Source organism: Stenotrophomonas sp. STEN225 (genome assembly GCF_056756445.1).
The window spans coordinates 89,744-109,949 of the sequence record NZ_JBRRBV010000016.1; the positions used below are offsets into that span (position 1 = coordinate 89,744).

At 67.2% G+C, this 20,206-nt stretch carries 21 protein-coding genes; 13 read left to right on the forward strand and 8 right to left on the reverse strand.

The genetic code is table 11. The annotated features are described in order from the left end of the window. Nucleotides 1-111 precede the first annotated feature (111 nt). A complete protein-coding gene (locus ACVOJ1_RS15290) occupies nucleotides 112-1,242 on the forward strand; it encodes a pyridoxal phosphate-dependent aminotransferase (protein ID WP_346480607.1) in 1,131 nt (376 codons plus the stop codon). Between the two features lie 76 nt (nucleotides 1,243-1,318). Here the strand turns inward: ACVOJ1_RS15290 and zipA are convergent, their stop codons facing one another. The 6 genes from zipA to ACVOJ1_RS15320 all read right to left on the reverse strand — a co-directional run bounded on the left by zipA (nucleotide 1,319) and on the right by ACVOJ1_RS15320 (nucleotide 7,622). Beyond that, entirely contained in the window at nucleotides 1,319-2,059 is a 741-nt protein-coding gene (gene zipA, locus ACVOJ1_RS15295) for a cell division protein ZipA (RefSeq protein ID WP_053515456.1), read from the reverse strand. Between the two features lie 46 nt (nucleotides 2,060-2,105). After that, complete coding sequence (gene smc / locus ACVOJ1_RS15300; RefSeq protein ID WP_346480608.1) at nucleotides 2,106-5,609, reverse strand: chromosome segregation protein SMC; 3,504 nt, start codon at nucleotides 5,607-5,609, stop codon at nucleotides 2,106-2,108. A gap of 235 nt (nucleotides 5,610-5,844) precedes the next feature. After that, nucleotides 5,845-6,294: a 50S ribosomal protein L9 gene (gene rplI / locus ACVOJ1_RS15305; RefSeq protein WP_053515452.1), complete on the reverse strand. Its 450-nt coding sequence runs from the start codon at nucleotides 6,292-6,294 to the stop codon at nucleotides 5,845-5,847. Between the two features lie 104 nt (nucleotides 6,295-6,398). Next, the gene (rpsR, locus tag ACVOJ1_RS15310; RefSeq protein ID WP_002804494.1) at nucleotides 6,399-6,629 is read right to left on the reverse strand and encodes a 30S ribosomal protein S18; all 231 of its coding nucleotides are present in this window, start codon (nucleotides 6,627-6,629) and stop codon (nucleotides 6,399-6,401) included. Nucleotides 6,630-6,640: 11 nt separating this feature from the next. Beyond that, complete coding sequence (rpsF, locus tag ACVOJ1_RS15315; RefSeq protein WP_053515451.1) at nucleotides 6,641-7,078, reverse strand: 30S ribosomal protein S6; 438 nt, start codon at nucleotides 7,076-7,078, stop codon at nucleotides 6,641-6,643. Nucleotides 7,079-7,283: 205 nt separating this feature from the next. After that, nucleotides 7,284-7,622, reverse strand: coding sequence for a HesB/IscA family protein (locus ACVOJ1_RS15320; RefSeq protein WP_053515449.1), 339 nt, complete (start codon nucleotides 7,620-7,622; stop codon nucleotides 7,284-7,286). A gap of 127 nt (nucleotides 7,623-7,749) precedes the next feature. Between ACVOJ1_RS15320 and asnS the strand changes: the two genes are divergently transcribed. From asnS to ACVOJ1_RS15380, 12 genes are all read left to right on the forward strand, one after another. Continuing rightward, nucleotides 7,750-9,144, forward strand: a complete 1,395-nt coding sequence (gene asnS / locus ACVOJ1_RS15325) for an asparagine--tRNA ligase (protein WP_346480609.1) — start codon at nucleotides 7,750-7,752, stop codon at nucleotides 9,142-9,144. A 32-nt stretch (nucleotides 9,145-9,176) separates the two neighbouring features. Then, nucleotides 9,177-9,476, forward strand: a complete 300-nt coding sequence (locus tag ACVOJ1_RS15330) for a hypothetical protein (RefSeq protein WP_053515445.1) — start codon at nucleotides 9,177-9,179, stop codon at nucleotides 9,474-9,476. A gap of 7 nt (nucleotides 9,477-9,483) precedes the next feature. Further along, nucleotides 9,484-9,798 (forward strand): hypothetical protein, encoded by a 315-nt coding sequence (locus tag ACVOJ1_RS15335; protein ID WP_053515443.1) that lies wholly within the window; start codon nucleotides 9,484-9,486, stop codon nucleotides 9,796-9,798. Between the two features lie 10 nt (nucleotides 9,799-9,808). Beyond that, nucleotides 9,809-10,447 (forward strand): FMN-binding negative transcriptional regulator, encoded by a 639-nt coding sequence (locus tag ACVOJ1_RS15340; RefSeq protein ID WP_053515441.1) that lies wholly within the window; start codon nucleotides 9,809-9,811, stop codon nucleotides 10,445-10,447. A 70-nt stretch (nucleotides 10,448-10,517) separates the two neighbouring features. Next, entirely contained in the window at nucleotides 10,518-11,180 is a 663-nt protein-coding gene (can, locus tag ACVOJ1_RS15345) for a carbonate dehydratase (RefSeq protein ID WP_053515439.1), read from the forward strand. A 19-nt stretch (nucleotides 11,181-11,199) separates the two neighbouring features. Beyond that, entirely contained in the window at nucleotides 11,200-11,721 is a 522-nt protein-coding gene (locus ACVOJ1_RS15350) for a 3-hydroxyanthranilate 3,4-dioxygenase (RefSeq protein WP_053515437.1), read from the forward strand. Nucleotides 11,722-11,937: 216 nt separating this feature from the next. Beyond that, on the forward strand, nucleotides 11,938-13,212 hold the full coding sequence (gene kynU / locus ACVOJ1_RS15355; protein WP_053515435.1) for a kynureninase: 1,275 nt from the start codon (nucleotides 11,938-11,940) through the stop codon (nucleotides 13,210-13,212). A gap of 31 nt (nucleotides 13,213-13,243) precedes the next feature. Continuing rightward, nucleotides 13,244-14,611, forward strand: a complete 1,368-nt coding sequence (locus ACVOJ1_RS15360) for an FAD-dependent oxidoreductase (RefSeq protein WP_065176049.1) — start codon at nucleotides 13,244-13,246, stop codon at nucleotides 14,609-14,611. Next, complete coding sequence (sbcB, locus tag ACVOJ1_RS15365) at nucleotides 14,611-16,050, forward strand: exodeoxyribonuclease I (protein ID WP_065176050.1); 1,440 nt, start codon at nucleotides 14,611-14,613, stop codon at nucleotides 16,048-16,050. Before ACVOJ1_RS15360 ends, sbcB begins: the two co-directional genes overlap by 1 nt. Then, nucleotides 16,047-16,733, forward strand: coding sequence for a DUF2461 domain-containing protein (locus tag ACVOJ1_RS15370; RefSeq protein ID WP_053515430.1), 687 nt, complete (start codon nucleotides 16,047-16,049; stop codon nucleotides 16,731-16,733). The genes sbcB and ACVOJ1_RS15370 overlap by 4 nt, the downstream gene beginning before the upstream one ends. Continuing rightward, nucleotides 16,733-17,713: an aldo/keto reductase gene (locus ACVOJ1_RS15375; RefSeq protein ID WP_053515428.1), complete on the forward strand. Its 981-nt coding sequence runs from the start codon at nucleotides 16,733-16,735 to the stop codon at nucleotides 17,711-17,713. Before ACVOJ1_RS15370 ends, ACVOJ1_RS15375 begins: the two co-directional genes overlap by 1 nt. 41 nt (nucleotides 17,714-17,754) lie before the next feature. Continuing rightward, nucleotides 17,755-18,306: a DUF2939 domain-containing protein gene (locus tag ACVOJ1_RS15380; RefSeq protein WP_346480610.1), complete on the forward strand. Its 552-nt coding sequence runs from the start codon at nucleotides 17,755-17,757 to the stop codon at nucleotides 18,304-18,306. Nucleotides 18,307-18,340: 34 nt separating this feature from the next. Here ACVOJ1_RS15380 and ACVOJ1_RS15385 read toward each other — a convergent pair whose 3' ends face one another. Both ACVOJ1_RS15385 and ACVOJ1_RS15390 read right to left on the reverse strand, forming a co-directional pair. Then, complete coding sequence (locus ACVOJ1_RS15385) at nucleotides 18,341-19,285, reverse strand: 5'-nucleotidase (RefSeq protein WP_053515425.1); 945 nt, start codon at nucleotides 19,283-19,285, stop codon at nucleotides 18,341-18,343. Nucleotides 19,286-19,331: 46 nt separating this feature from the next. Then, a complete protein-coding gene (locus ACVOJ1_RS15390; protein ID WP_053515423.1) occupies nucleotides 19,332-20,105 on the reverse strand; it encodes an NAD kinase in 774 nt (257 codons plus the stop codon). Nucleotides 20,106-20,206 lie beyond the last annotated feature (101 nt).

Below are 20,206 nucleotides of genomic sequence, written 5' to 3' on the forward strand. Positions count from 1 at the left end.
CCCTGTAACGTCCCCGCCCCGGCAGCGCCGGGCCCCGCTCCGCGAAAGACGGGCTTGCCGCCCTCCACCGGCAGCGCTAGCGTGCGTCGGCCGCCCTCCGGAAACCTGCCCATGACCCTGCCTGCCTCCCGTCGTCGCTTCCTGCAGCTGGCCGGTGCCGGCCTCGCCGTCGCCGGCAGTGGCCTGCCGGGCCTGGGATACGCGCAAACCGCCCCGGCTGCGGCTCCCGCGTCGCCGCGCGCCGATGGGCCGGTGCTGCTGAACTTCAATGAATGCCCGTATGGGCCTTCCGCCGCTGCGCAATCGGCCGCTCGCGACAGCATCGCGCGCTGCGGCCGCTACCGCTTCGAGCTGGCGGCGCAGGTCCGTGATGCATTCGTCGAACTCAGCGGCGTCAGTGCCGATCACCTGCGCCTGTACCCGGGCTCCAGCGAGCCCCTGAACCGTGCCGCCGCAATCTGGACCGGCCCGCAGCAGGGCCTGGTCGTGGCTGATCCGACCTTCGAGGCGATTGGCGACGTGGCCGCCGCGCGGGGCGCACAGGTCAGCCGAGTGCCTCTGCGCAGCGACGGCGCGCACGATGTGCGCGCGATGGTGGCTGCCGCGCACGCGCGCCCGACCGGGCTGATGTATGTGTGCAACCCCAACAACCCCACGGGTTCGATCAGCCCGCCCGCCGAGCTCGCCTGGCTGCTGGCCAGCAAGCCCGCCGGAACCCGGGTGCTGGTGGACGAAGCGTACCTGCAGTACAGCGACCAGCCGAGCCTGATCGCGCAGGTGGCCGAGCGCGATGACCTGATCGTGCTGCGCACCTTCTCCAAGCTGTATGGCATGGCCGGACTGCGCCTGGGCGCGGCAGCGGCCCATCCCGATCGCCTGCGCGAGCTGGGCAGCCTCGGCGACAACCTGTTGCCGGTGCCGGCGCTGGCGGCCGCTCTGGCCAGCCTGCACGATCCGCAGCTGGTTCCGCAGCGCCGTCTGCAGAACGCGAAGATCCGGCAGGCGACCATCGCCTGGCTGGGCAAGCGTGGCTTCAGCTGCCTGCCGTCGGAAGCGAACTGTTTCGTGGTGGACGTCCAGCGCGACGGTGCCGCCTTTGCCAGGGCGATGGCCGCACAGGGTGTGGTGATCGGTCGCAGCTGGCCGATCTGGCCGCAGCGCGTCCGTGTGACCGTTGGCACCGAGGAGGAGATGGCAGCGTTCCGCGCCGCGTTCGCCCAGGTCGCCGGGGTGCCTTCCTGACTTCATCCACGCAGGCGATGGATCTGCTGTGGTGGTGGGTGCCGACCGTGGGTCGGCATACCCGGGATGACCGCGCTTACCAGCGCGGGGTCTTGGTCAGGGGCGGCGCCTGGTGCTGGCGGTCATAGGCACGCAGCTCGTCACGGATGTGGGCGATGCGCTGGCGGCCGAGCGCGTTGCGGCTGTCGTCCAGCACCACGCCATCCAGCAGCTCGGCCATGCGCTGCACGGTCGGCAGCATCTTCTCCCAGGCATCGAGCGCGGTCAGCGGCGCCGGCAGGGTCAGGAAGAAGGCGATGGCCGGTGTCTCCATGGCACGGATGTTGGCCATGTCGAAACTGCCCGGCTTCATGATGCTGGCCATCGAGAAGATCGGCCCCCGTTCCGGATGGCCCTCCACCAGACGATGGAACACGTTCATGTGGCCGAACACCAGACCGGTTTTCTCGGCCGCCACGACGATGTCCTCGCCCCGCAGCTGCTCGCCGGCCCGCGCGGCCACGAACAGCGAGACGATCTTGTCGAAATCCTGGGTGGCGCGCTTGCCCAGGTCGCTGGCCGCGCCGGCTTCGGTGTCGGCCAGGCCCAGCTCGGCCTGTTGACCCTCTTCGCCCAGTGCCGGATCGAGGCGGGTATCGGCCAACGGTACGCCGTCCTCGCCCAGGACCGGTTCGCGGCGCTCGCTGCTGGTCGGTTCGGTGCCTTCCACGCGGCGGCCCTGGGGCTTCTTCTTCGGACGGCCAAACAGGAAGATCGCGGCGATCAACAGCAGGCCGGCGGCCAGGATGCCGATGCGCAACAGTGCCGTGTCGGACATTCGATAGGTTCTCCGGCTAGTTCATTCAGGTAACTAGGATGGCACGTCAGGCCGCGCCCGCCAATCGCGCGGCCTCTTCCAGGTCCACGCTGACCAGGCGGCTGACGCCCGGCTCGCGCATGGTCACGCCCGACAGCTGCTGCGCAGCTTCCATCGTCGCCTTGTTGTGGCTGACGAACAGGAACTGCACCTTCTCGCTCATTTCCTTGACCATGTTGGCCAGGCGGCCCACGTTGGCCTCGTCCAGCGGTGCGTCCACTTCGTCCAGCAGGCAGAACGGCGCCGGATTGAGCTGGAAGATCGCGAACACCAGCGCCACCGCGGTCATCGCCTTCTCGCCGCCGGACAGCAGCGAGATGCTGGATACGCGCTTGCCCGGCGGACGCGCCATGATGGTCACGCCGGTGTCGAGCAGATCTTCACCGGTCAGTTCCAGATAGGCATGGCCACCGCCGAACAGGCGCGGATAGAGGGCCTGCACACCGGCGTTGACCCGGTCGAACGTATCCTTGAATCGGCCGCGGGTTTCGCGGTCGATCTTGCGGATGGCGTCTTCCAGGGTCTCCAGCGCCGTGGTCAGGTCCACATGCTGCGAATCGAGATACTCCGACCGCTGCGATGCCTCGCCATACTCGTGGATCGCCGCCAGGTTGACCGGCTCCAGCCGGCGCATGCGACCGTCGATCTGGTGCACGGCCTGCTCCCAGTCCCCCAGGCGGGCGTCCTCGGGCAATGCGTTGAGCAGGTCGGCCATCACGAAGCCGGCCTTCTCCACCGCAGCCTGCAGGGTGTCAGCACTGAGCACCAGGGCCTGCTGGTCCAGCTTCCGCTGGGAAATACGCTCGCGCTGCGCCAGCGCCTGCTCATCACGCTGGTGGCGGGTCTGTTCGAAATTGCGCAGCTCGGCGTCGATGCCATCAAGCAGGGTACGCGCTTCGGCCAGGACACGGTCGGCACGCACGCGCTCTTCCAGCGCATTCTGGTGCTCGGCCTGCAGCGATTCGACCGGCGAATCACCCTCGTCCAGCTGCGAATGCAGTTCGCCCAGGCGCGAATCCAGCTGCCCGCGCTGGGTGCTCATGCGCTCCAGCGCCTGGCTCAGCGATGCCACCTGTGCGCGCTGCGATTCCAGGGTCAGTGCCAGCGAATGCGAGCGTTCGCGCACCGCCCGTGCGGCTTCGCGGGCGAGGTCGCGTGCTTCGGCCAGCTGCCGGCGTTCGCTTTCCAGGGCCTGCCGGGTCGATTCCAGATCGCCCATGCTGCTGACGGCACTCTCCAGCCGCGAACGTGCCTCGCGCGCCTGCTCGCGGTTGACCTCGAGGGTCTCCAGCAGTTGGCTCAGCTCGCCTTCGATGCGATCGATGCGCGTGCGTGCGGCCTCCACCTTTCCCTGCTGGCCCTGAAGCTGACCCGCCAGCTCGGATACCGCACGATGCGCGAGGTACAGCGCCCGTTGCGCATCTTCGCGTTGCTGTTCGGCGGCCAGCAGCTGCTCGCGGAAGCCGGACAGCTGATCTTCCAGCTCGACCTCACGGTTCTGCAGCTGTTCGATCTGCTCGCGCAGCTCATTGATCTCGCGCTCGCGCAGCAGCGCACCCTGCTTGGCCGCACCGGAGCGCGACACGCACACCCAGCCCTGGCCGAGACGCTCACCGCTCTGGGTGATGATCGAATCACCGGCGGGCAGCCGGGCCTGCAGGGCACGGGCCTCGTCCAGATCCCGCGCGCCATGCAAATGCGCCAGCAGGCGTCGGATCGCCGTCGGTCCGCGCACGCGCGCGGCCAGCGATGTCGCGGCGACGTCCAGATCGCTGGCATCGTCAGACACCAGTGCGATGCGGCCTTCGCCCAGTTCGCCCAGCGCATCGACCAGGCCTGCCGGGTCGTCCACCAGCACGCCTTCGATCAGCTGGCCGAGGGCGCTTTCCACCGCATTTTCCCAACCGGCATCGACATCCAGGCGCTCGCCCACGCGCGCGGCCGAATCCAGCCCGCGCGCCTTCAACCAGGCAACCGCGGCGCCCTGCTCCTGGCCGAGTGCGGCCTGCTGCAGGGTTTCCAGCGATGCCAGGCGACCGCGCAGGCCATTGACCTGCTTGCGCAGTTCGGCCAGTTCGTTCTGACCGTTGCGCTGCTGTTCCTGCACGGTGGCCACGCCCTGCTTGCGCTGCTCGACCTGTTCGCTCAGCTCGTCCAGTGCGGTCTTCTGCGTGTCGTGCTGCAGGTGCAGCTGCTCGAAGGCTTCTTCCAGCGCGTCCACGTCCAGCCCGGCACGCTCGGCGGCCAGCGCCTCGCGACGCCGGTCGGCGTCGAGGATCTGCCGGTCCAGGTAGTCCACGCGGGTGCGCTCGACATCGCCGGCGCGCGAGGCCTCAGAACTCTGTGAGGTGTGCTGTTCCCAGCGGTGCTGCCAGTCGGCCAGGCGGGCTTCGGCCTCGCGCAGGCTTTCCTGCTTGATCTCGTTCTCTTCCTGCAGCGCCTCCAGCTGCGGGGTCGCGGCGTCCACCGCCTCGCGCAGCACCATCAGCTTGGCCTCATCGCCACTGATGTGCTGGCCCAGCTCGGCCAATGCCTGCCGCGTCTCGTCGCGGGCCTTGTGCAGGCGCTGCGACAGCTCGCGCTGGTGCTGGATCTGCTGCTCCAGTCGGGCCAAGGTACTACCGACCTGGTAGACCGCGGCCTGCGCGGTATTGAGTGCGTCGGCCGCTTCCTCGCGGCGCATGCGCGAGGTCTCGATGCGGGCCTCGGCGTCGCGCTGGTCCGCGATCAGCTGCTGAAGCCGGGTTTCTTCCTGCGACAGGCCCTCGCGAAGCTTCGACAGGCGCCCATCGAGGCCTCGGAACTCCAGCGCCTTCCACTCGGCATCCTTGACCCGGCGCTCTTCCTGCAACGCCTGGTACTGCTCCGCCTGCCGGGCCTGGCGCTTGAGGTGCTCGAGCTGCTTGCTGATCTCCTCACGCAGGTCGCCCAGGCGATCAAGGTTCTCGCGGGTGTGGCGGATGCGGGTTTCGGTTTCCTTGCGCCGCTCCTTGTACTTGGAGATTCCGGCCGCCTCTTCCAGGTAGACGCGCAGATCCTCGGGACGCGCCTCGATGATCTGGCTGATCATGCCCTGTTCGATGATCGAGTAGCTGCGCGGGCCCAAGCCGGTCCCCAGGAAAAGATCGGTGATGTCGCGGCGGCGGCACTTGGTGCCGTTGAGGTAGTAGTTGCTGGTGCCGTCGCGGCTGACCGTGCGCTTGACCGAGATCTCGTTGAACGAGGCGTACTCGCCGGAGATGGTGTGGTCGGAGTTGTCGAAGATCAGCTCGACCGTGGCCTGCGAGACGGGCTTGCGGGCGTTGGAACCGGAGAAGATCACGTCGGTCAGCGAGTCGCCGCGCAGGCGGCTGGCCGAACTTTCGCCCATGACCCAGCGCACGGCGTCGATGATGTTCGACTTGCCGCAGCCATTGGGCCCCACCACGCCGGTCATGTTGGTCGGCAGATGCAGGGTGGTCGGATCGACGAAAGACTTGAAGCCGGACAGCTTGATCGTGGAAAGACGCATAGGGGTTCCGGACTGGGGCCGGCAAGCGGCCTGCGTTTACCCTCCAAGTCATTGATCCTGCTGGGATCGCCGACCGTGGAACGGGTGTGACGCCCTGAGTATACCGATGTGGCCGTGTTCTACGAATGGGCGTGGAACATCGGGGCCCGCGCGCCTGCCGGGCGGGCCGACAAAACAAAACGGGCACCCTCGCGGGCGCCCGTTCTGCGGTGATGCCAGGCCTTGCGGCGTGGGATCAGGCTTCGGCTTCGACGACGACCTTGACGGTGGTCTCGACGTCGGCGTGCAGGTGGATCAGCACGTCGTACTCGCCGATGTTGCGGAACGCGCCTTCGCCCAGGATGACTTCGCTCTTTTCCAGCGGCAGGCCGGCGGCGGTGAAGGCCTCGGCGATGTCGCGCGGGCCGACCGAGCCGTACAGCTTGCCTTCGGTCGAAGCATTGGCGGCGATGGTGACGCTCGCGCCTTCCAGCTTCGCCTTGCGGGCTTCAGCCTCGGCGTGGATGGACTGGGCCTTGGCTTCGTACTCGGCGCGCTTGGCTTCGAACTCTGCCTTGTTGCTCTCGGTGGCCGGCACGGCCTTGCCCTGCGGCACGAGGAAGTTGCGGCCGTAGCCCGGCTTGACGGTGACCAGGTCACCCAGGTTGCCGAGGTTGGTGACCTTCTGCAGGAGGATCAGCTGCATGGTTTTACTCCAGATAAGTTATTCGTTAGCGAGGCGATGCCCCGCAACAAAGGCTGTCCGAATAGCTGGCACAACGGGGCGGCACGCGGCCACCCCGCCGGGCATCAGACGTCGTGGTTGTCGGTGTACGGAATCAGGGCCAGGAAGCGAGCGCGCTTGACGGCGGTCGCCAGCTGACGCTGGTACTTCGACTTGGTACCGGTGACGCGGCTCGGCACGATCTTGCCGTTCTCGGTCAGGTACTGGCGCAGGGTGTTGAGATCCTTGTAGTCGATCTCCTTGACACCTTCAGCCGTGAACTTGCAGAACTTGCGGCGACGGAAGAACTTGGACATGGGAAGGCTCCTTAGGCGGCGGAAGCGGCGTCTTCGCCGGCTTCGTTGTCAGCGGTGGTGGTGGACTCGCCTTCTTCGTCGTCACGACGACGGCGCTCACCGCGCTCCGGCTTGTCACCCTTCTCGTCCTTGCTCTTCATGATCAGCGACTGCTCGGTGTCAGCCTCGTCACGCTTGATGACCAGGTTGCGCAGCACGGCGTCGTTGAAGCGGAAGCTTTCGGTCAGCTCGTTCAGCACGGCCTGGTCGGCTTCGATGTTCAGCAGCACGTAGTGCGCCTTCACCAGGTTCTGGATCGGGTATGCCAGCTGGCGGCGGCCCCAGTCTTCCAGACGGTGGATGGTGCCGTTGCCGTTCTCGACCAGCGACTTGTAGCGCTCGATCATGGCCGGGACCTGCTCGCTCTGGTCCGGGTGGACCATGAACACGATTTCGTAATGACGACTCATGTTTTTTCTACCTTTCGGATGTGGCCTTGCGGCCGGACAGCCCCCCGCCGTTGAGACCGCGGTGGGGCAAGGGTTCCCGCCAGGAAGGCAGGAAGCCGCGCATTATGGCGCAGATGGGGCAACCGGGCAACCGTGGCCGAACCTGAACCCGGCAGCACCGGGACCTGCCCGAGGACCGGCCGGCACGACCCCGGGGAAGCGGCCCTCAGGCCTTGTCGGCGTCGGTGGTGAAGCTCTCGCCGCAGCCGCACTCGGCGGTCGCGTTCGGGTTGCTGAACGTGAAGGTCTCGCTCAGGCCGTGCTTGCCGAAGTCGATCACGGTGCCGTCGACCAGGGCCAGGCTCTGTGCATCGACGTAGATCTTCACGCCGTCCTGGTCGAACACCGTATCGCCCTCGCGCTCGTCACGGGCCAGGTCGGTCACGTGGCCCCAGCCGGAGCAGCCGGTCTTGGTCACGCCGAAGCGCAGGCCCAGCGCGCCCGGGGTCTGGGCGACGAAGCGCTGCACGCGCTCGAAGGCAATGGGGGTCAGGCTGACAGCCATGGGACTACTCCAGAGGAACAGGGACATTATAGGGAGGTTGGGCCGCAGAAATGCCTCGCAAGCAGAACGCTGCAACCGGTAAACTCCCGTGTTCACAGATCGAGTCGATCAGCAGAGGATTCAAGTCATGACGGTGGTCAGCGTTGAACATGCGCTTGCCGGGAAGATCCCGGAAGGCGGCGAAGTCACGGTACGCGGATGGGTGCGCACGGTGCGCGGTTCAGCGAATCTGGCCTTCGTGAATGTGACCGACGGCTCCTGCTTCGCCCCGATCCAGGTCGTAGCCAACGACACCCTGGTCAACTTCGACGAGATCAAGCGTCTCACCACCGGCTGCTCGCTGGTGGCCACCGGCATCCTGGTGAAATCGCAGGGCAAGGGCCAGTCGTTCGAGATCCAGGCCAGTGCGGTCGAAGTGGTCGGCTGGGTCGAAGACCCGCTCACCTACCCGATCCAGCCCAAGCCGATGACGCCGGAGTTCCTGCGTGAAGTGGCGCACCTGCGCCCGCGCACCAACCTGTTCGGCGCGGTCACCCGCATCCGCAACTGCCTGGCCCAGGCCGTGCACCGCTTCTTCTACGAGAACGGTTTCAACTGGATCAGCACCCCGATCATCACCACCTCCGACGCCGAAGGCGCCGGCCAGATGTTCCGCGTGTCCACGCTGGACATGGTGAACCTGCCGCGCGATGAGAAGGGCGCGATCGATTTCAGCCGCGACTTCTTCGGCAAGGAGACGTTCCTGACCGTGTCCGGCCAGCTGAACGTCGAGGCCTACTGCCTGGCCCTTAGCAAGGTGTATACCTTCGGCCCGACCTTCCGCGCCGAGAACAGCCACACCACCCGCCATCTGGCGGAGTTCTGGATGATCGAGCCGGAGATCGCCTTCGCCGACCTGGCCGAAGATGCGCGCCTGGCCGAGGAGTTCCTCAAGTACCTGTTCCGCGCGGTGCTGAACGAGCGCAGCGATGATCTGGCCTTCATCGCCGAGCGCGTGGACAAGAACGCGATCACCAAACTGGAAGACTTCATCAACGCGCCGTTCGAGCGCATCGACTACACCGATGCGGTCAGCCTGCTGCAGAAGTCTGGCCGGAAGTTCGACTTCCCGGTCGAATGGGGCCTGGACCTGCAGACCGAACACGAGCGCTGGCTGACCGAGGAACACGTCGGCCGCCCGGTGGTGGTGACCAACTACCCCGAGCACATCAAGGCGTTCTACATGCGCCTGAACGACGACGGCAGGACCGTCGCCGCGATGGACGTGCTGGCGCCGGGCATCGGCGAGATCATCGGTGGCAGCCAGCGCGAAGAGCGCCTGGACGTGCTGGACGCGCGCATGGCCCAGTTCGGCCTGGACCGTGAGCATTACAGCTGGTACCGCGATTTCCGTCGCTACGGCTCGGTGCCGCACGCCGGCTTCGGTCTGGGCTTCGAGCGCCTGGTGGTGTACGTCTGCGGCCTGTCCAACATCCGCGATGCGATTCCTTACCCGCGCGCTCCCGGCAGCGCGGACTTCTAAGCCCCACCACCGACCACGGAGGTACTGCCCGCATGACCCTGTTCTTCGCCCTCTGCTTTGTCGGCGTCGCAGTGGCCGGGTTCAGTGCCTTCGTGATCTTCTGGCCGCTGACCCTGGTGCACGTGCGTGACCGCCATCCGGCGCTGGCACAGCGCTTCGGCAGCGGCGCCTTCCTCAAGCCCGATGCCCTGGCCTGGCTGCTGCGCCGCGACTACCGGCAGCAGCCGGATCGCTCGCTGTCCGGTTTGGCCACGCCGGCCTGGGTTTCGCTGCTGACCCTGCTGGCCGGACTGGGCATGGCCGCCCTGCTCTGGCTGGCTTCGCTCTGGTAACGCCTACATGAACGATCTCTCCGCCCCGCACGACAGCTGGTGGCTGGCCAGCCTCGGCAACACCCTGATCTGGGCCCGCCTGCGCGTGCGCCCGGCCGGCACGGCCGAAGTGCTCGACAGTGATGGCAACACCCTCAGCTACGACAGCGAGGACACTGCCCGCGCGCAGCTGTTCGACGCCGATTTCGTCGAATTCGACGGCCTGGACGAAGAAGATGCGCTGGTGCGCGGCTTCAGCCTGCATGAGGTGCAGCCACCGCACGCCGACAGCGACGAGGGCCTGCGTGGGCGCATGGTGCAATCGCTGGGCGGGCGCGCCTGAGCCCAGGCCGATGTTCACTCCGCGCGCCTTCGCCGAGACCGATCTGATCTGGCTGGACCGCCTGCTGGCGCGCGATCCGTTCGTCACCGTGCTCACCACCGGTGACGACGGCCTGCCCGAGCTGACCCGCGTGCCGGTGCTGTACCGGCGTGATGGCCAGCGCATCGAACTGCGCGGCCACTGGGCGCGGGCCAACCCGCAGTCGCGTCGCGAAGGCACCGCCAAGGTGCTGGTCGATGGCCCCCATGGCTACGTCTCGGCCAGCTGGTATCCGGACAAGGAACCGGCGGCACGCGTTCCGACCTGGAACTATGCCGCTGCCGAGCTGCGCGGACAGCTGCAGCCGTTCGACGGCACCGATGCGCTGGCCCAGCTGGTCGGCGACATCAGCGACCGCTTTGAAGCCAGCGTCGGCCAGCAGTGGCGGTTCGAGGCTGATCGTCCCGAGCACGGCCCGGAGCTGCGCGCCATCGTCGGGTTCCACTTCCACGTCGAACAGGTACAGCTGAAACTGAAGCTCAGCCAGAACCATCCCGATGCCAACCAGCAGGCGGTGATCGACGCGTTGGATCGCCTGCACGCCCCACCTTCCACCGAACTGGCGCAGTGGATGCGCTGGTTCCGCGATGAGGCCGCCAGCAGCGGCTGAACGCACCGACTCCCGCGACGACGCGGCCGGACAGCCGCGACTTGCCCCCACCGAGGTCAGGGACCCGAACATGAAAGACATCCACAAGCTGCTGCAGAACAACCGCGACTGGGCCGACCGCATCGAGAAGGAAGATCCCGAGTTCTTCCATCAGCTGGCCAAGCAGCAGCACCCGGAATACCTGTGGATCGGCTGCTCCGATTCGCGCGTGCCGGCCAACCAGATCATCGGCATGGCACCGGGCGAAGTGTTCGTGCATCGCAACGTCGCCAACGTGGTCGCCCACACCGACCTGAACTGCCTGAGCGTGGTGCAGTACGCGGTGGACCAGCTGAAGGTGAAGCACATCCTCATCGTGGGCCACTACGGTTGCGGCGGCGTGCATGCCTGCCTGCACAACACCCGCGTCGGCCTGGCGGACAACTGGCTGCGCCACGTCGGCGACGTGATGCAGAAGCACGCGGCGATCATCGATGCGCTGGAGACCGACGAGCTGCGTCATGCCCGCCTGTGCGAGCTGAATGTCATCGAGCAGGTCGCCAACCTGTGCCGCTCGACCATCGTGCAGGACGCCTGGGCACGCGGCCAGAAGCTGATGGTGCATGGCTGGGTCTACAGCTTGAAGGATGGCCGCGTGCGCGAAATGGGCATCGATGTCGGCTCGCCGGAAGATCTGCAGCCGGCTTACGAGAAAGCGCTTTCCTATGTCCCCCGCAAGGGCAAGCGCGACTGATCCCCCACGGAGCCCGACCATGCTCGCCTCACCGATCAACCTGCACGCCTGGATCGAAGAACATCGTCACCTGCTGAAACCGCCGGTGGGCAACAAGATGATCGACAACGGCGACTTCATCGTCATGGTGGTCGGCGGGCCGAACTCGCGGACCGATTATCACTACGACGAAGGGCCCGAGTGGTTCTACCAGCTCGAAGGCGAGATGGTGCTGAAGGTCCAGGAGAATGGCGCGGTCCGCGACATCCCGATCCGTGCCGGCGAGATCTTCCTGCTGCCGGCGAAGGTGCCGCACTCGCCGCGCCGGCCACCGGGCGGCGTCGGGCTGGTCGTGGAGCGCAGGCGGCTGCCGCACGAGATGGACGGTGTGATCTGGCATTGCGAGCGCTGCAACCACAAGCTGCATGAGGAGTTCTTCGCGCTGCAGAACATCGAAACCGACCTGCCCAAGGTCTTCGCGCGTTACCACGCCAGCCTGGAACTGCGTACCTGCGGCAAATGCGGCCACATCGACCCGTTGCCGGCACCGGCGGCGGACTGATCGATCGCCGGGCATGGCGATTGCTGATGCATCCGCCGGGCATGGCCCGGCGCTACCGGTGTTGCGATTGCTGATGCCCCCGCCGGGCATGGCCCGGCATGGCCGATGCGCGTGATCTCCGGGTAGCGCCGGGCCATGCCCGGCGAGCGTACTGCGCGGCATCACGCAGGCCCCAGGCGCTACACTGGCAGCCCCGTTGCAGCCTGTTGCCCGACCATGTCCGACCTGCTGAACCGCACCCATGCCATCGCTCTCGACGCCGCGGATCCGTTGCGGCCGCTGCGCAGTGAATTCCTGATTCCGCGCCACGGCGGCGGCGAGCAGACCTACTTCGTGGGCAACTCGCTGGGACTGCAGCCGCGCGGCGCACAGGCGGCGGTGCAGGAAGTGATGAAGCAATGGGCTGAACTGGCAGTGGAAGGCCACTTCACCGGCCCCACCCAATGGCTGTCCTACCACCGCCTGGTCAGCACGCAGCTGGCGCGGGTGGTCGGTGCGCTGCCCAGCGAAGTGGTGGCGATGAACACGCTGAGCGTGAACCTGCACCTGATGATGGTCAGCTTCTACCGGCCAACCCGGGAACGACCGGTGATCCTGATGGAAGCCGGCGCCTTCCCGACGGACCGTCACGCGGTGGAAGCGCAGATCCGTTTCCATGGCTTCGACCCGGCCGACTGCCTGGTGGAGGTGCAGCCGGACGAAGCCAGCGGCACGATCTCGATGACCGCGATCGAACGCGCGATCGCCACGCATGGCCCTCGCCTGGCTCTGGTGCTGTGGCCAGGCGTGCAGTACCGCACCGGCCAGGCCTTCGACCTCGATGCGATCACCCGCGCCGCACGCCTGCAGGGCGCGCGCATCGGCTTCGACCTGGCGCATTCGGTCGGCAACCTGCCCCTGCGCCTGCACGATGTGGCGCCGGACTTTGCCGTGTGGTGCCATTACAAGTACCTCAACAGCGGCCCGGGGGCCGTCGCCGGGGCGTTCGTGCACGAGCGTCACCACCGTGACAGCACCCTGCCACGCTTCGCCGGCTGGTGGGGCCATGACGAAGCCACCCGCTTCCAGATGTCCCCGCAGTTCACGCCCGCCACCGGCGCGGAAGGCTGGCAGCTGAGCAATCCGCCGATCCTCGGCCTGGCGCCGCTGCGCGCTTCACTGGACCTGTTCGAACGGGCCGGCATGGACGCCCTGCGCAGCAAGTCGCTGGCACTGACCGGCATGCTCGAAGCCCTGGTGCGCGCGCGCCTGGCCAACGTGCTCGACATCGTCACCCCGGCCGAGCCGGACCGGCGCGGCTGCCAGCTCTCGCTGCGGGTGATCGCCGGCCGCGAGCGTGGCCGCGCCCTGTTCGAGCACCTGCGCTCGGTCGGCGTGCTCGGTGACTGGCGCGAGCCGGACGTGATCCGCATCTCCCCCACCCCGCTCTACAACCGCTACCTGGACGTCCACCATTTCGTCGAGGAAGTGGAAGCCTGGGCCGGCCTCTGAGCCGGCACCTCCCCTCCTGCTGGACAGTTCGTTGATCGCACATGCCTCCCGCTCGTTGAGCATCATTGGTGCCGGCCTGGCCGGATCCCTGCTCGCCATCCTGCTGTCGCGGCAGGGCTGGCGGATCACCCTGTACGAACGCCGTGGCGACCCACGCGTGGCCGACTACGAAAGCGGCCGCTCGATCAACCTGGCGCTGGCCGAGCGCGGGCGCAACGCGCTGCGGCAGGCCGGCGTGGAGGACGAGGTGATGGCCCGCGCGGTGATGATGCGTGGACGCATGGTGCATCCGCGCGAAGGCGCCGCGCAGCTGCAGCGCTATGGCCGCGACGACAGCGAAGTGATCTGGTCGATCCATCGCAGGGACCTGAACACCACGCTGCTGACACTGGCCGAGCAGGCAGGTGCCACCGTACATTTCCACCGCCGGCTGCATACCGTCGATTTCGATGCCGGCCATGCGCGCTTCATCGACGATCGCGACGACAGCCCGCACGATATCCACTTCGACAGCCTGATCGGCGCTGACGGCGCCGGCTCGGCGCTGCGCGCGGCGATGAACCGGCGAGCGCCGCTGGGCGAGGACATCGCCTTCCTCGATCACTCCTACAAGGAACTGGAGATTCCACCGGACCGTGATGGCGGCTTCCGCATCGAACGCAACGCATTGCACATCTGGCCACGGGGCCACTTCATGTGCATCGCCCTGCCCAATCACGAAGGCACGTTCACGGTCACCCTGTTCCTGCCCAACCAGGGCGAGCCCAGCTTCGCCACCGTCAATACCGGCGCCCAGGCCGAAGCCCTGTTCGCGCGCGAGTTCGCCGATGCGTTGCCGCTGATCCCCGACCTGCGCACGGACTGGGAGCAGCATCCGCCCGGCCTGCTCGGCACGCTGACGCTGGAGCGCTGGCACCAGCAGGGCCAGGCCGTGCTGATCGGCGATGCCGCGCATGCGATGGTGCCCTTCCACGGGCAGGGCATGAACTGCGCGTTCGAGGACTGCGTGGCACTGGCCCGCCACCTGATGGAAGCCGACGACCTGCAGAGCGCGTTCGCCGCCTTCGAGAAAGAACGCAAGCCGAACGCGCATGCGATCCAGCAGATGGCCCTGGAGAACTACCTGGAGATGCGTGATCGCGTCGCCGACCCGGCCTTCCTGCTGCAGCGCGAGCTGGAGCAGGCGCTTCAGCATCGCTGGCCGACCCGCTTCGTACCGCACTACACCATGGTCACGTTCCTGCACACGCCCTACGCCGAGGCACTGCGCCGGACCGACATCCAGCGCGACATGCTGGTGGCCGCCACGATCGGCCATACGTCGCTGGAGAACATCGACTGGGCAGCTCTGGAGGCACAGATCCATGCCCGGCTGCCGGTTCTGGAGGGCGCACACTGATGGCTGACAGCTTCCTGTTCTACGACCTGGAAACCTTCGGCCAGGACCCACGGCGAACGCGCATCTCGCAGTTCGCGGCGATCCGCACCGATGCCGATCTGAACGAGATCGACACGCCGGTGAGTTTCTTCGTGCGCCCCGCCGACGATCTGCTGCCCTCGCCGATGGCCACCCTGGTCACCGGCATCACGCCGCAGCGGGCACTGGCTGAAGGCATCAGCGAAGCCGAAGCGTTCGACCGCATCAACGAACAGCTGTCGCGCCCGGGTACCTGTGCCCTGGGCTACAACACCCTGCGCTTCGACGACGAATTCATCCGCTACGGTCTGTTCCGCAACTTCCATGACCCCTACGAGCGCGAGTGGCGCAACGGCAACTCGCGCTGGGACCTGCTGGACATGCTGCGGCTGATGCGCGCCCTGCGTCCCGAAGGCATTCACTGGCCGCTGCGGGAGGACGGCGCCACGTCGTTCAAGCTCGAGCACCTGGCCGAAGCCAACAATGTGCGCGATGGCGATGCGCACGAGGCGCTGTCGGACGTGCGCGCCACGATCGGCATGGCCCGCCTGTTCAAGCAGTCGCAGCCGCGGTTGTGGGAGTACGCATTGAAACTGCGCGACAAGCGTTTCGTCGGCAGCCTGCTGGACGTGGGCGCGCTGAAGCCGGTGCTGCACATTTCCATGCGATACCCGGCCAGCCGGCTGTGCGCGGCTCCGGTGCTACCGCTGGCGGTGCACCCGACGATCAACAACCGGGTGATCGTGTTCGATCTGGAAGGTGACATCGACGACCTGCTGCAGCTGCCAGCCGAAACGATCGCCGAGCGGCTCTACCTGCGCGCCAGCGAACTGCCCGAAGGCGTCGCCCGGGTGCCGCTGAAGGAAGTACATCTGAACAAGGTCCCGGCGCTGGTCGCCTGGAACCACCTGCGGCCCGACGATCACGCCCGCCTGGGCCTGGATGTCGCCGCCATCGAAGCCAAGGTCGAGCGGCTGCGTGCATTCGCGCCGCAACTGGCCGAGAAGGCACGGCAGGTGTACAACCAACCACGGGACGCCGTCGTGGCCGACGTCGATGCTTCGCTGTACGACGGCTTCCTCGGCAATGGCGACAAGCCACTGCTGGCCCTGGCGCGGACCACGCCGCCCGCAGAGCTGGCTGCGCTGGAAGGCCGCTTCCGCGATCCGCGCCTGCCCGAACTGCTGTTCCGCTATCGCGCCCGCAACCATCCCGACACCCTGGCACCGGCCGAGCGCCAGCGCTGGCAGGACTACCGCCGCCAACGCCTGCTCGGTGACGGCCGCCTGGGCGAACTCAACCTGCCCCAGTACCAGCAGCAGCTCGATGCACTGGCCGCCGAGGCGCCGGACGACGATCGCCGCCTGGCCCTGCTGCAATCGCTGCGCGACTGGGGCCAGCATCTGCAGGAGAGCTTGTGAGCACCTATTTCAGCGACGCCAGTTTCAGGTTCCTGCGCAGCCTTGCGCGGCACAATGAAAAGGCCTGGTTCAACGACCATCGCCAGCAGTACGAAGACCATGTACGGCAGCCGTTCCTGCGCCTGCTGGGCGACCTGCAGCCCGCGCTGGCCGAGGTCAGCGCGCATTTCCGTGCCGATACCCGTGGCGTCGGTGGTTCGCTGTTCCGCATCCATCGCGATGCGCGCTTTTCAAACGACAAATCGCCGTACAAGACCTGGCAGGGCGCACGCCTGTTCCATGAACGCCGCCGCGAAGTGGCCGCTCCGTCGTTCTACGTGCATCTGCAGCCGGGCGAGAGCTTCGTCGGTGCCGGCCTGTGGCACCCCGAACCGGACACCCAGCGCCGCGTGCGCCATTTCATCCTGGACAACCCCGGCAGCTGGAAGGCCGCAGCGCATGCACCCGCCCTGCGCCGGCGTTTCGATTTCGAGCAGAGCGAGAAGCTGGTCAGGCCGCCGCGTGGCTTCCCCGCCGATTTCGAGTTCATCGACGATCTCAAGCATCGCAACTGGGTGATGTGGCGCTCGCTGGACGATGAGACGATGACCGGGCCGCGCCTGCTGTCCACGCTCGGCAAGGACCTGGCCGCGCTCGGCCCCTTCGTCGACTATCTGTGCGCAGCACTGGATCTGGAGTTCTGATGCCACTGGCCCGGCAACGCCGCCCGCTCGGCCGCACCGGCCTGTCCGTATCGCCGGTCGGGCTGGGCTGCTCGGGCTTCTGGGGCCATCGCCGCTTTGCCGAGCATGCCGCCGCAGCGATCGTCGAGCACGCGCTGGCCCAGGGCGTGAACCTGTTCGACACCGGCCACAACTACTCCGGCTTCCATGCCGAACCGCGCCTGGGCCGCATCCTGCGGCCGCTGCTGGCCCGCTACCCGCGTGAGTCACTGGTCATCTCCAGCAAGGGCGGCACACTGACCGGACAGGCCGGCATCAGTGGCGCAGAACAGCGCGATTTCTCGCCTGCGGCCATCACCGCCAGCTGCGAAGCCTCGCTGCGCAACCTTGGCCTGGATTACCTGGACATCTACCAGCTGCATGGCGCCACCGCGCACGACATCAACGACGATCTGCTCGATGCGCTGCAGCGCCTGCGCGAACGTGGCCTGATCCGCGCCACCGGCATCAACACCCACTCAGCCTCGACGCTGCACTGGATGCTTGCGCATCCACAGGCATTCGACGTGGTCCTGCTGGACTACAACGCGCTGCAGCAGGATCGTGCGCCGCTGATCGACCAGCTGCATGCGGCCGGAATCGGCGTACTGGCAGGCACCGTGCTCGCACAGGGCCACCTGCTGCCCAGCCAGCCTCGCCGGCCGAGATTGGCCGATGCCTGGTACCTGGCGCGCGCGTGGCTCAAGCCCAGCAGCCGCCGTCTGATGCGCAGCGCACGTGCGATGCGCCGGGCCATTGCGGCGATCGACAGCCAGCGTCCGGCCCAGACTGCGTTTGCCTACGTTCTGGGCCACCCCGGCGTGGCCGCCGGCATCCTGGGCACTACCCGCGTCGGCAGTCTGGAGGAGGTGCTAGCCACGCGACCCGAAGCACTGCGCCCCGCCGACCGGCAACGCCTGGTCGCGGCCTATGGCGACGGCAGCGGTTCGCCCAGTCATTGAGTCTTCACCCCGCCCGGCCGCACTTGCGGCAGTCTGGCGGCATGAAGAAGCTCACTGCGATCGTGGTCCTGTTGGTGATTGCCCTGGCCGGCGTGTGGTTCGGCGGCCCCTACCTGGCCATACACGGTCTGTCCAAGGCCATCGAACAGCGCGATACCGCCGCACTGGAACGCTACGTCGACTTTCCGCGCGTGCGCGTCAGCCTGCGTGCGCAACTCAATGATTACCTCGTGCGCCAGGCCGGCCCCGATGTGGCCAGCAGTCCGTTCGGCGCCCTGCTCTACGGCCTGGGCGACCAGCTTGGGGGCGCAGCGGTGGACACCCTGATGACCCCGACCGGCATCGGTGCGATGCTGCAGGGCCATGTGCTGTGGAAGCGTGGGCGCAACGAGCTGCAGGGCGGAGATGCCTTCGCGGCGACCGAACCGGCACGGCCTTTGAAGAACGCCCGCCACCGTTTCGAAGCGTTCGACCGCTTCGTCGTCGACGTTGATCGCGGCCCGGGCCAACCACCGTTGAAGGTCGTGCTGGAACCGCAGGGGCTGCGCTGGAAAGTGGTTGACCTGCAGTTGGGAATGGCCGGCATCCCATGATGCAGAACGCCGGGCGTGGCCCGGCGCTACCGCGTCATCCCTCGTTGGCGACACCGTGCGGCACATGGCCCGCGGCAACGTGTTCGCGGGCACTGTCGATGTTGTGCTGCGAATCATCGAAGAAGATGTCGGCACCGAAGGCCTGCAGGAACGGCCCCTTGTGGCGGCCGCCCAGGAACAGCGCCTCGTCCAGGCGCACGCCCCATTCGCGCAGCGTGCGGATCACCCGCTCGTGCGCGGGCGCAGAACGGGCGGTGACCAGCGCCGTGCGGATCGGCGCACTGTCACCGGCCGGGAACACCTCCTGCAGCGTGTGCAGCGCGGACAGGAAGCCGCGGAACGGGCCACCGCTGAGCGGTTCGCGCGCACGTTCGCGCTCGTGGCGGCCGAATGCCTCGACCCCCTGTTCACGCGAGATGCGCTCGCTTTCATCACCGAAGATCACCGCATCACCGTCAAAGGCAATGCGCAGCTGGCCGGACGGTCGGCCGGTGTCGATCTGGTCCGCGGCGGCCGCAGCGGTCTCGCCGGGTGGCTTGGGCAGGATCGTCGCAGCGGCGATTCCGTGGCGCAGCGCACTGCGGACCGACTCCGGATTGGCCGACAGGAACAGATCGGTGCCGAACGGTTTCACGTAGGGCCAGGTCGGCTCACCGGCGGTGAAGGTGGCACGGATGATGCCCAGGCCGTAGTGCTGGATCGAATTGAAGATGCGCAGGCCGGTATCGGCCGAATTGCGCGACAGCAGGATCACCTCGACGCGCGGGTTCTCCGGGCTGGCGCCCTGGTTCAGCGCCAACAGTTTGCGCACCACCGGGAAGGCCACGCCGGGACCGAGGATGTCGTCCTCGTGCTGGCGCTGGTACTCCGCATAGGCCGCCACGCCATCGGTCTCGAACAGCGCGTGGCTTTCCTCGAGATCGAACAGGGCACGCGAGGTCACCGCGACGGTCAGCAAACGGGGGGAGTTGTCACCCATCGGTGGGGTCCTTCTGGCGGTCGACGCGACCGGCAACCTATTGTCCTCAAAAAACGAACTGTTCGCTCAGGATCCGGTCTTCCAGATTGTGTTCCGGGTCGAACAGCAATGTCACCCGGCGGTCGCGCGACTCGCGGATGGTCACCTCGACCACGTCGCGCGTCTCGTGCGAATCGGCGGTCACGCTGACCGGTCGCTTGTAGGGGTCCAGCACGCGGAAGCGCACCTCCGTATCCGCCTTGAGAATGGCACCACGCCAGCGTCGCGGGCGATACGGTGCCAATGGCGTCAGCGCGATGGTGTGCGAGCCCAAGGGCAGCACGGGTCCGTGGGCCGAATAGTTGTAGGCGGTGCTGCCTGCGGGCGTGGCAACCAGCACGCCGTCGCCGATCAGTTCGGCCACCCGCTCCTGTCCATTGAGGTCGATGCCGATGTGCGCAGCCTGGCGGGTCTGCCGCAGCAGGGACACGTCGTTGTACGCCAGCGAACCGGTGCTGGTGCCCGATTCGGTCAGCGCCACCATCTCCAGCGGACGCAGGTTGGCCGGTTCCGCGCGGGCGATGCGTGCATTGACGTCGTCGTCGCCCCGGTACTGGTTCATCAGGAAACCTACGGTGCCCAGCTTCATGCCGAACACCGGTTTTCCCAGGTGGCCATGACGATGCAGCGTCTGCAGCATGAAGCCATCACCGCCCAGCGGGCAGAGCACGTCGGCCTGCTCGGGGGCATGGTCGCCAAAGCGCGCGACCATGGCCGCGCGGGCCATCTGCGCAGCTTCGGTGGTGCTTGCCAGGAAAGCGATGCGGGGGGTGTCGCTCATCGGTGGATCCGGGGGGAAGGCGTGAGGGAGAGCATAACCGAGCGCCGCTACGCTCGCCGGGCATGGCCCGGCGCTACCCAGTTCCGCGCCCCCGGTAGCGC